This is a genomic window from Dolichospermum sp. FACHB-1250, assembly GCF_014696335.1.
Lineage (GTDB): Bacteria > Cyanobacteriota > Cyanobacteriia > Cyanobacteriales > Nostocaceae > Dolichospermum > Dolichospermum planctonicum.
The window spans coordinates 1-9,846 of record NZ_JACJPZ010000087.1 but is presented as its reverse complement, the minus strand read 5'-3'; the positions used below and the strand labels follow the sequence as shown (position 1 = coordinate 9,846).

Here is a 9,846-nt window from a genome sequence, read left to right as displayed (position 1 = left end):
TCCGAACCAACCGATATAGAGGCGGTTGTCTGTGCTGGTAATCCACTCGCAAAAGCGATCCCATACGTTAGCGCTTTGGCGCTGCTGTAGTGTTGTGGTCATGTGTTTATAATGGCGTTTGAGTTATGTATGTTTTGGTAGGTGTTTCTACCTTATGAATTTATATTAACCTTTATGTTTAGATTTGTAAAGGGGTTTTCGTAATATTTTTTAATATTTTTTTCAGCCAAGTGATCTTTAGGGCTATAAACTATATATAGTCAGCCTTTCGGGGATTAATCTTTTTGCTAATCAGGGGTTTGAACTTTTTACTTTCTCCTGACCACCTAAACTGCATAATAGGAGTCTAAACCTTGTGGGGTGGGCATCTTGCCCGCCAAAGTCTGTAAATTAGCTGTGTTTTAGCTGCAACTCCTACTATATATGTCTCTATCTAGTCAGAATATTGTTACTTACAGCCCTGCTTATACTATTGTTCCCACTTATGAATGCTTTAACCGTTGTACATACTGTAATTTCCGCAGCGAACCGGCCAAAAGTCCTTGGTTGACTCTGGAGGCAGCTCAAGAAATTTTGTCACAACTAAAAAATGAAAACGTCTGTGAAATACTCATCCTCAGTGGTGAGGTACATCCTGATTCAGCAAGGCGTGAACCCTGGTTTGAGCGCATTTATGATTTGTGTTTATTGGCACTAGAAATGGGATTTTTACCCCATACCAATGTCGGTCCATTGAGTTGGACTGAAATGGAAAAACTCAAAAGTGTTAATGTTTCCATGGGGTTAATGCTAGAACAGTTGACACCAAAACTATTAAATACAGTTCATCGTCACGCGCCGAGTAAATTGCCAGAAGTGCGATCGCAACAGTTACAATGGGCAGGAGAGCTAAAAATCCCCTTTACAACGGGTTTACTTTTAGGAATAGGAGAAACTGAGTCAGACTGGTGGGAAACTTTAGTAGCTATTTCTGAGTCACATAAACTTTACCATCACATTCAAGAGGTGATTCTTCAACCCCACAGTCCCGGAACAGTCCAAACTTTGGACACACCACCATTTAACCCCCATAAATTACCAGAAGTCATCGCCAAAGCGCGGGAAATTTTACCAGCAGACATTACAATTCAAATTCCCCCTAATTTAGTTAAAGATGAAAATTGGTTACTTGCTTGTCTAGCCGCAGGGGCTAGGGATTTAGGGGGAATAAGTCCCAAGGATGAAGTTAATCCTGATTATCCTCATTTACAAGAGCAAGAACTTAGGAATATTTTAGAGCCTGGTGGCTGGGAATTAGTACCGCGCTTACCAGTGTATCCCCAGTTTGATGATTGGTTGGATGCAGGTTTACTACAAAAGGTAAAACAATGGCGGAGAATATAGAATATATATATAAACTTCCACAAGTTCAGTAACCTGCTCCAATTCAGCAACGTCAAAAAAATATGCACCTTTTTATGTAACTTTTGCGGATTCTCTCGAATAACATGGTAAAAGTGACATGAAAAATATGCTAAATAATTTAATGTATTTACTCTGTCAACCAATATGTCGACTAGTACATCCTCTCATACGTCTTTCTCCCTAAAGTCAATAGGTGTAATCTGTATACTGTCGTTTTTTCTAGGGTGGCTATTTTTATTATTCCCTTTGGAAATTACAGATAAACTCTGGCAAATTAACCTGTGTAGGAGTCTTGTAGAGCAGGGTTTTTTACCATTGCTTGGTCTGGGAGCAATTCTAACTGCATTCTATGTTGGTAGAACTCATGAAAGTAGTGATCCCTCGTCTCCTAGTCTAAAGTTGCCAATTTTTATACTTTCTAGTTTGTTGGGACTGATGTTTTTGTTGATTTTTCCCTTGTACCTGGTTAACGTCAATCAAATCAAGGAACAGGGGTTAACACGGATTAACCAAGAAGCAGAACAGTTAGAAAACCAAGTTAAAAGTCAATTAGCACAAATACAAAATCAACTTGGTAATGATCAGGTAAAAGCATCTGTAGAGAAACAACGTGCCGCATTAAAAGAGCAACTCAGGACTCAGCTAAATGAACTGGTTAAAGATGAGCAAAAGTATACTCAGGCACTTAATAACAGCCAATTACCCACGGCGCAGAAGGATTTACTGAAAAAGTATAAAGCAAATCCCCAAGCTCTGGATAATTTTATTGCCCAGCAAACAGACCCTCAACAACTAGCAAACCAGAGAATAGACCAAATTAACAGTCAAAAAGAACAACAGTTGCAAAAAACCCAAGCAGATGCCTGGAAAGAATTGCGAACTGGTATTAATAGTTTATTGTTGTCAATTGGTTACACTGTCATCGGGTGGAGAGGATTAAGAGGTACGGGTGTTTCCAAAAGTAGTTCCAGACGCAGCAAATCAGCCTCATAAATAACTAACAAATAAATTGTAGCAAGATGTAACTCTGGTTAGTGTCCTATCTACACGCTGTTTGGTACAATATCTGGGTTGTTTAATCTCATGATTTTTATCTTTGAGTCAGTCAATAGAAACTATCAACCTCGATACATTAGCCCAAGAACTAGCAACTATCCAGCAAACAGGTTCTAAGCGGATAGCTTTGCTAGGTTCTCGTCATGTGCCAATTACCCATCAGAAGCTCATTGAAATGATGGCTTATGCCCTAATTCTATCGGGCAACCGGATCATTACTTCTGGTGCTACAGGCACAAACTCTGCGGCCATCCGGGGCGCAACAAAGGCTGACCCCAACTTACTCACGGTCATTTTACCCCAGAGTTTGGAACGTCAACCCCAAGAATCACGCCAGCAGCTAGAAGAGGTCATGCACCTGGTGGAAAACCCCAGCAATGATAACCTGTCTCTGGCTGAAGCGAGTTACTTATGTAATAAGGAAATTGTCTCTCGTTGTCAACAATTAATTTGCTTTGCATTTCACGATAGTCGTACTCTCTTACAAACCTGTAGTGATGCAGAAGAACAACGAAAAGTAGTAACACTTTTCTACTTTGACTAGGGTGAATCCTAACGCAAAGCTAATGATAGAGATGGTAAATTATCATTGGGTAATGGGTAATAACTTGACTAAATTACCCTTTATCCATTGATAATCAATGATCAAGGACAAACCAATTACCCTGTTAAATTAATTTCATGTCTCTATCTCAATTACCAGTACCTGCTATCTTTTTATCCTCTATTGTCGTCGCGGCTGTTCTCATTTATGTACCCTATTTATTAGTAGCTTTTGCTAGAGTCCAGATAGGATATGATCTTTCTGCTCCCCGCGCCATGTTTGACAAGCTACCACCCTATGCCCAACGGGCAACATGGGCCCATGAAAACTCTTTTGAAGGATTTATGGTTTTTGCAGCGGCAGCTTTAATGGCTTATGTTACTGGGGTAAATTCTCCCCTTGGGGGGAATGCAGCGATCATCTTTATCATTGCTCGTTTGCTATACTCTATTTTCTATATTGCCAATATACCTTTGTTGAGATCACTCATGTTTGGTATTGCTTCTTTTAGTTCTGGAACTCTGTTTTACCTCAGTCTCATGCAAATTAAATAATTAGGTAAAAGGGAATAAGGAAAATATTTATTTTTAATCTTCCCTGTTCCCTGTTCCCTGTTTCCTGTTTCCTCTTCCCCATTACCAATTACCAATTTTATTTATGGCCTCTACTTTTTCCTTTGATATCGTCAGTGACTTTGATAGACAAGAATTAGTTAATACTATTGATCAAGTCATCAGAGATGTTAAAAGCCGTTATGATCTTAAAGACACTCAAACCACAGTTGAATTAAGCGAAGAAAAAATTACTATTGGTACTGACAGTGACTTTACTTTAGAATCTGTCCATACCATTCTGCGGGAAAAAGCCGCCAAGCGTAATCTTTCCCAAAAAATCTTTGAATTTGGTAAAATTGAATCTGCCAGCGGCAACCGTGTTAGGCAAGAAATTACTTTGAAAAAAGGTATCAGCCAAGAAATTGCTAAACAAATTTCCAAGTTGATTCGAGACGAAATTAAGAAGGTTCAAGCATCGATTCAAGGTGACGCTGTGCGGGTGACAGCTAAATCAAAAGATGATTTACAACTTGTTATTCAACGTCTTAAACAAGAGGACTTCCCTGTTGCCTTACAATTTACAAATTATCGTTAGAAAATACGGCAGTTTCCGATATTATGAGGTACAGATTTTAATGATAAAAATCTTGTGGTAAAAATCTTGTGGTGAAAATTTTGTGGTGAAAATATTGTGGTGCGGGCATCTTGCCCGCTAAAATTGTACCTCACCCTTATGATAATCCCCTATATAATTAACAATTGATAATTATCAATTATTAATTATTAATTAATTACTTCCGTCCACCAATGCTTTTTTGAAATGCGGGGCGTTCAGACATAGACTGAATATAATTCACAATGGCTGGGTAAGCACTCAAATCTAACTTGAGCATAATCGGAATATAAGAAAGAATTGATCCCACAGCCACATCTGCAACGGTAAAATCATTACCCAGCAAAAAAGGCTGTTTTTCCAAAATTTCATTCAAAGGAGTTAATAATCGTGGCATTTCTCGCTGACGATTGGCTTCTATGAAAATACCTGTTCCTAAACTGGAATTGGCAAATAATACCCACTGGGTAAAGATAGCTTTCTCCTCTAATGAAAAAGCGGTTTTACCGTATTTATCCGCCAAATAAAGTAAAATAGCCCCTGATTCCCAAAGCTGAAAATCACCATCAACGATAGCGGGGACTTTACCCATAGGGTTAATTTTCAAGAAATCAGGCTGGAGATGTTCTCCTGCTTGCATATCGAGCAGAACGAACTCATAAGGAACTTCCAGTTCTTCTAAATACCACTGGATAATTGCAGCCCGACTACGACTACCACCATAAAGTTTCAACATAGTTATCTGAAATTAAAGAACTTTGTGAGTGTGGGAATGTTGTTTGATGTTATCTTCTTTAGTAACCACTCTGGCTGCATTCAGTACCCGTTTGCGCTCTGTGGAATAATTCAAATCCGTTTTAGTTGTTCCCAGAGGAATCAGATTTTGGGAGGCTTCACGGCGCTTGTAGGTACGAGCCGCAGAAAATAACCTCAATGCAAATTCATCACCAAATTGCGCTGATTCTGGGAAGCCTTCTGGCAATAGCATTTTATCACCATCTAACACAGATCCTAAATTCGTTGCATAAGCCAGCCTGTAAGAGGTGGGAATGTTTTTCCATAGGGCTTCTAATGCTGCGGAAGGAATGGGTTCTATCACTTCAATTTGATGCACTTCCCCATCTTCTTTATAGAAGCACGTAGCTAAACCAAGAACAATATAGTCATCAGTATTGAGATCGGTAGCATCAGCATAAGAAATTGTTGTTGTCATGGGAAATGTCTCTTCTAAAATTGGTAAGTAGGTTGGCGTTAAAAATTGTCGTTATGACAAGGGAACTCTTTACTCTTAACTGGGAAGAGGTTTTGGGCAACTTTACTTTTCGTTACTTATGTCGTTTTTTTTCCATTCACCTACTTAGTTAATTGGTTGTCATTAATAAAATCTTACTTATTCTGTCTTAATTAAGGAACGCAAACTCTTACTTCTGGCTTTTTGTCTGTCATCTTGAAAATTTACACTTCAATTCTTCAGATTTTTACTGATTCTGGAATTGAACTTGGGTATGAAGTATACATTATTAGATTTATGGCTGATATGGTTTGAGGATGTAGAATCTACGTCCTTCAACAATCCTAGAGCCATCACGACCGGAAAACTATAACTTCATTTGACAAACCGAGTAAATCAAATAGGGAAGATAATGAGTAAGCAATCTTTTTTAAATTCTGGTATCCCAAACAGTCTAGTATGCTTTTTTAGTACAAACAATCCTTGTCATCAATGTGCGCCGTTACCGGATGGTAATGAACCAATGTTGGAACAACGCTATTTACGCTCTTGTGCTTTGAAATTAGCACAACAAGGAGATTATACCAAAGCGATCGCTCTTTTAAGTCATCTCATTGACAACCATCCTGAAAATGCTGTTGATTACAATAACCGAGGTCTGATTTATTTTCAAAGTGGTGACGGAGACAAAGCTCTCTGTGATTATAACAAAGCCCTAGACTTAAATTCTAAATTAGCTAGTGCCTACAATAATAGAGCTAATTATTACGCCGCTTCTGGTCAATTAATGGACGCATTAGCTGATTATGAACAAGCATTGGATTTAAATCCTCATCATGTTCGGGCTTGGATTAATCGCAGCATTACTTTACGGGATTTGGGTGAATATGCAGAAGCCATTGAGAATTTAGAAACTGCTCTACTTTTTGGTCAACTCAAAGGACACATTTGGGCTGAACGCGGACGTACTTATCATCTCTGGGGTGATTGGAATTGTGCGATCGCTGATTACCGTCGCGCATTAGCAGAATTGCCATCTTTAAAGAATCAAGCTGGTTTCAGTTATAGTTTACGGTTACAAATCGAAAACTGGTTAAACGAGTTGCTATTTTTTGAAGAATAAGAAGAATAAGAAGACTAATTTGGTAAATTTGGTAGATAGCTAAATTCAGTAGTCAGGATTTTGGAAGTCATTTGTGAAACCATCTGGAAAATTTGAATTTTCTCACTAAATCAAAACTTATACCCTTGATAGTCACCCTAATAACCATGATGATTAATATATTTTCTGCACTTTTATGGAACTGAATCAGATTGTTCCGTGACAGTCTGATCTTGATTCATCAAGATAACTGGACGCTGATTTGCTGTAAATCGGTATGATTTTTGCTGCATAATACTCTGAGCTTGTCCAGGATCAAAATTGCGACTAAATTCCGTCTGCAAATTCTGGACACGCCCTTCCATGACTTTAACTTCGGTACGTATTTCCCGCAGCTTGTCCTGTTGTAACCAATGGTAAGGTAACAATTGTACTAGAGCAGAAACCGCTGCTGCCCCAATAACTGTATTAACTGCTACTTTAGCTGTAGTTTCCAGTGCCATTACCTGGTAAGCGCGTTGGCGTAAATATCGTTTAGGTCGTGGTACATTTCGCCGTTGTTCTACTGGCTGTATAGGAGGTCTAAATGGTTGAAACGCATTCATGATAGTAAGAAAAGGCTTGCATGATTTACGGCAACTACCGTCAAAAGCAAACAGGTGCTAATTGCGGTTTAGTTTAGCTGTTATATTACTTCATTTTTCGTAAATTTAAACAAATATGAAGATGAAAAAATATTACCAAGTAAATTACAGGTAAATTAATTAAGGTGCAATTTCCAAAATCCTCCTAGCCCAGAGCCATGAGTGTTTGGAAACTACACCTTACCATACTAGAGTTGATAACCGGGAACAGAATTACATGACTCGGGTACTATTTGTATAGTTCTGTAGCTAAACGCCAAGCTAAAATTCCTGGAATTAGTGCTACAGCCAAAGCAATGTAAACTTGAGTATCTGAGATAGGCATGATAGAAATCCTCCTAAGTTGAACTTAATTTTCAAGACTCTGCTTACTACTTTTGACTGTTTTACCAAAATTAGGAAACATCTTGTTACAAGATGCAACAAAAACCGTAATTAGTCAGTGGTCATTGGTGAGCAAAAAATCATCTTTCCGTTTCAAACCCCAACTCCCCTACTCCCTCATGACTTTATCCCTGGGTATTGACTTTGGCACTTCCGGCGCGCGAGGTGTGGTAATTGATCAACAAGGTCGTATTGTATCCGCCATGCGCCATCATTGGCACGTTGGGACTATTGATTGGGTAAAATGCTGGACTGAGGCTTTATGGAGTCTATTAGGGCAAATTCCGCAGGTTTTCAGGCAGGAAATCGGGACTATTGCCATTAATGGCACTTCTTCCACTATTTTGCTGACTGATGACAGTGGAAAGCCAGTGGACGCGCCCCTATTGTACAACGACGGTCGGGGAGCTATGGCTTTAGAACGGTTGAGCCAAATTGCACCAGCCAATCATACCGTGTTAAGTGCTACATCAAGTCTAGCGAAACTCCTATGGATGCAAGAATTACCTTCTTTTATAAATGCTAGATATTTACTGCATCAAGCCGATTGGTTGGGTTTTCTGCTGCATGGAAGGTTAGGTATTAGCGACTACCACAACGCTTTAAAACTGGGTTATGATGTGGAAAAATTGCAATATCCAGAATGGCTAGAACGGCTACAAATTCCCCTCAATTTACCCCAAGTCTTCCCACCAGGAATACCCATTGGTGAATTACTTCCACATATAGCCGCTGAATTTGGCTTTAAAGCCCATTGTTTGGTGGTTGCAGGTACGACAGACAGTATTGCGGCTTTTCTAGCCAGTGGAGCTAAATTTCCGGGGGAAGCAGTAACTTCCCTAGGGTCAACTTTGGTATTGAAACTTCTAAGCCGCCATAGAATTGAAAATGCGCGATATGGAATTTATAGCCATCGTTTAGGTGATTTGTGGTTAACTGGAGGTGCTTCTAATACGGGTGGTGCTGTGTTAAAACATTTTTTTAGCGATCTAGAGTTAGTCCAGTTAAGTGCCGACATTGATCCAACTCAAGCCAGTGTGTTAGATTATTATCCATTGTTGAAACCAGGCGATCGCTTTCCGATTAATGATCCCCAATTATTACCAAAACTAGAACCACGTCCAGATCAAAATCAGGAATTTCTGCATGGTTTATTAGAAGGTATGGCTAGAATAGAAACTAAAGGATATGAACTTTTACAAAATCTCGGTGCAGACCCTTTAACTCATATTTATACAGCCGGTGGTGGTGCTGCAAATTCTACTTGGACTGCTATTCGTCAACGTTATTTAAAAGTACCTATTGTTTTATCAAAAAATACGGAAGCAGCCTATGGAACGGCACTTTTGGCAATGGGAAAAATTAATTTGGAACGAACCACAGAGGACACAGAGAACACGGAGGAATGAGGGTAAAAGATTATTTATTTGTAAGTTTTTGTAAGTTTTCATTTAAGTTGTCAAGTTCAGTTTAATTCAGCATTGAATTATTAATTTATATGGTTATGAACTTCATTTGTCGGTTGTCATTACTCTTACCTATTACCTTTTGCTTATTACCTATTGCCTGTAATTTAGGTGTAACTGAAAATGCTACATTTGCAAATGCTCAAAGTTTAGAAGGGTTGCAGTTAAGCCAAAATCAAAATATTTTACCTAAATCTATCTCTCAAGCTGTTCTCAGGGATGCTTCTAAACGTTCTGGGATAAAAGTTTCTGATTTGCAAATTACTCAAGTTACATCTACTATTTTTAGTAATCCCTGTATTTTTAAATTTGGAGAAGTTTGTACCAGGGAATATAATCCTATCCCCGGTTGGACTATAACTGTAAGGTTACAAGAACAATCTTGGATCTATCATGTCAATAAATCTAATTCACAAATTCTCTTAGATCCAAAAATCACTACTCACAAATTATCGAAAAAAATCGCTAATACGGTTTTGAGTGATGCTTCTAAACGTTCTGGTTTAGCAGTAAATTACCTGAAAATTACTCAGTCAACTCAGAAAACTTTTAGTAATTCCTGTGTTTTTAATTTCGGTGAAGTTTGCGCTCAAATTTTTGATCCCATTCCAGGTTGGGAAGTAATTGTTAAAGTTAAAAGCCAATTCTGGAGCTATCATGTAGATAATACTGGTACACGCATGATTTTAGATCCTCAAATTACTAAAATTTAAGCATTAAACACATTAGTCAATGTATAAGTTATTTGTATGGGACTTTGACAAAAAAGAACTTTCTCAATAAAGGGGGGTTCATTCTCATGATTATTGAGAATTTTATCAATAATTTCACGAGTTTCGGTAATTTCA

The 9,846-nt window shown here is 38.4% G+C and carries 12 protein-coding genes; 8 read left to right on the top strand and 4 right to left on the bottom strand.

Features of this window, described 5'->3' with window-relative positions; genetic code table 11:
- The first annotated feature begins 423 nt into the window (after positions 1-423).
- The 5 genes from cofG (at position 424) to H6F39_RS19530 (ending at position 4,153) form a co-directional block, all read left to right on the top strand.
- The gene (gene cofG, locus H6F39_RS19550) at positions 424-1,383 is read left to right on the top strand and encodes a 7,8-didemethyl-8-hydroxy-5-deazariboflavin synthase subunit CofG (protein ID WP_190397258.1); all 960 of its coding nucleotides are present in this window, start codon (positions 424-426) and stop codon (positions 1,381-1,383) included.
- Positions 1,384-1,548: 165 nt separating this feature from the next.
- Positions 1,549-2,397 carry an HpsJ family protein gene (locus H6F39_RS19545; protein ID WP_190397257.1) on the top strand — a complete coding sequence of 283 codons (849 nt, stop codon included), beginning with the start codon at positions 1,549-1,551 and terminating at the stop codon, positions 2,395-2,397.
- 103 nt (positions 2,398-2,500) lie between these two features.
- Positions 2,501-3,004, top strand: coding sequence for a DNA-processing protein DprA (locus H6F39_RS19540; RefSeq protein WP_137908667.1), 504 nt, complete (start codon positions 2,501-2,503; stop codon positions 3,002-3,004).
- A 137-nt stretch (positions 3,005-3,141) separates the two neighbouring features.
- A complete protein-coding gene (locus H6F39_RS19535) occupies positions 3,142-3,558 on the top strand; it encodes an MAPEG family protein (protein ID WP_190397256.1) in 417 nt (138 codons plus the stop codon).
- A 103-nt stretch (positions 3,559-3,661) separates the two neighbouring features.
- A complete protein-coding gene (locus tag H6F39_RS19530; protein WP_137908665.1) occupies positions 3,662-4,153 on the top strand; it encodes a YajQ family cyclic di-GMP-binding protein in 492 nt (163 codons plus the stop codon).
- A 196-nt stretch (positions 4,154-4,349) separates the two neighbouring features.
- Here H6F39_RS19530 and H6F39_RS19525 read toward each other — a convergent pair whose 3' ends face one another.
- Both H6F39_RS19525 and H6F39_RS19520 read right to left on the bottom strand, forming a co-directional pair.
- The gene (locus H6F39_RS19525; RefSeq protein WP_190372806.1) at positions 4,350-4,907 is read right to left on the bottom strand and encodes a glutathione S-transferase family protein; all 558 of its coding nucleotides are present in this window, start codon (positions 4,905-4,907) and stop codon (positions 4,350-4,352) included.
- A gap of 12 nt (positions 4,908-4,919) precedes the next feature.
- Positions 4,920-5,384, bottom strand: coding sequence for a hypothetical protein (locus tag H6F39_RS19520; protein WP_137908663.1), 465 nt, complete (start codon positions 5,382-5,384; stop codon positions 4,920-4,922).
- A 430-nt stretch (positions 5,385-5,814) separates the two neighbouring features.
- Between H6F39_RS19520 and H6F39_RS19515 the strand changes: the two genes are divergently transcribed.
- Positions 5,815-6,525 (top strand): tetratricopeptide repeat protein, encoded by a 711-nt coding sequence (locus H6F39_RS19515; protein ID WP_137908661.1) that lies wholly within the window; start codon positions 5,815-5,817, stop codon positions 6,523-6,525.
- A 173-nt stretch (positions 6,526-6,698) separates the two neighbouring features.
- On the opposite strand, the gene H6F39_RS19510 is transcribed toward H6F39_RS19515, so the two are convergent.
- On the bottom strand, positions 6,699-7,109 hold the full coding sequence (locus H6F39_RS19510) for a hypothetical protein (protein ID WP_137908660.1): 411 nt from the start codon (positions 7,107-7,109) through the stop codon (positions 6,699-6,701).
- Between the two features lie 268 nt (positions 7,110-7,377).
- Positions 7,378-7,473, bottom strand: a complete 96-nt coding sequence (psaM, locus tag H6F39_RS19505; RefSeq protein ID WP_006196319.1) for a photosystem I reaction center subunit XII — start codon at positions 7,471-7,473, stop codon at positions 7,378-7,380.
- A 178-nt stretch (positions 7,474-7,651) separates the two neighbouring features.
- On the opposite strand from psaM, the gene H6F39_RS19500 reads away from it, so the two are divergent.
- The gene (locus H6F39_RS19500; RefSeq protein WP_137908698.1) at positions 7,652-8,941 is read left to right on the top strand and encodes an FGGY-family carbohydrate kinase; all 1,290 of its coding nucleotides are present in this window, start codon (positions 7,652-7,654) and stop codon (positions 8,939-8,941) included.
- A gap of 95 nt (positions 8,942-9,036) precedes the next feature.
- A complete protein-coding gene (locus H6F39_RS19495) occupies positions 9,037-9,711 on the top strand; it encodes a hypothetical protein (RefSeq protein WP_190372807.1) in 675 nt (224 codons plus the stop codon).
- The last annotated feature ends 135 nt before the right edge of the window (positions 9,712-9,846 follow it).

Bases quoted from the DNA above. Each gene is read 5' to 3' on its own strand.
- H6F39_RS19535 (WP_190397256.1), top strand. From the start codon at position 3,142: ATGTCTCTATCTCAATTACCAGTACCTGCTATCTTTTTATCCTCTATT.
- H6F39_RS19495 (WP_190372807.1), top strand. From the start codon at position 9,037: ATGAACTTCATTTGTCGGTTGTCATTACTCTTACCTATTACCTTTTGC.
- H6F39_RS19515 (WP_137908661.1), top strand. From the start codon at position 5,815: ATGAGTAAGCAATCTTTTTTAAATTCTGGTATCCCAAACAGTCTAGTA.
- H6F39_RS19530 (WP_137908665.1), top strand. From the start codon at position 3,662: ATGGCCTCTACTTTTTCCTTTGATATCGTCAGTGACTTTGATAGACAA.
- psaM (WP_006196319.1), bottom strand. From the start codon at position 7,473: ATGCCTATCTCAGATACTCAAGTTTACATTGCTTTGGCTGTAGCACTA.
- H6F39_RS19520 (WP_137908663.1), bottom strand. From the start codon at position 5,384: ATGACAACAACAATTTCTTATGCTGATGCTACCGATCTCAATACTGAT.
- H6F39_RS19525 (WP_190372806.1), bottom strand. From the start codon at position 4,907: ATGTTGAAACTTTATGGTGGTAGTCGTAGTCGGGCTGCAATTATCCAG.
- H6F39_RS19510 (WP_137908660.1), bottom strand. From the start codon at position 7,109: ATGAATGCGTTTCAACCATTTAGACCTCCTATACAGCCAGTAGAACAA.
- cofG (WP_190397258.1), top strand. From the start codon at position 424: ATGTCTCTATCTAGTCAGAATATTGTTACTTACAGCCCTGCTTATACT.
- H6F39_RS19545 (WP_190397257.1), top strand. From the start codon at position 1,549: ATGTCGACTAGTACATCCTCTCATACGTCTTTCTCCCTAAAGTCAATA.
- H6F39_RS19500 (WP_137908698.1), top strand. From the start codon at position 7,652: ATGACTTTATCCCTGGGTATTGACTTTGGCACTTCCGGCGCGCGAGGT.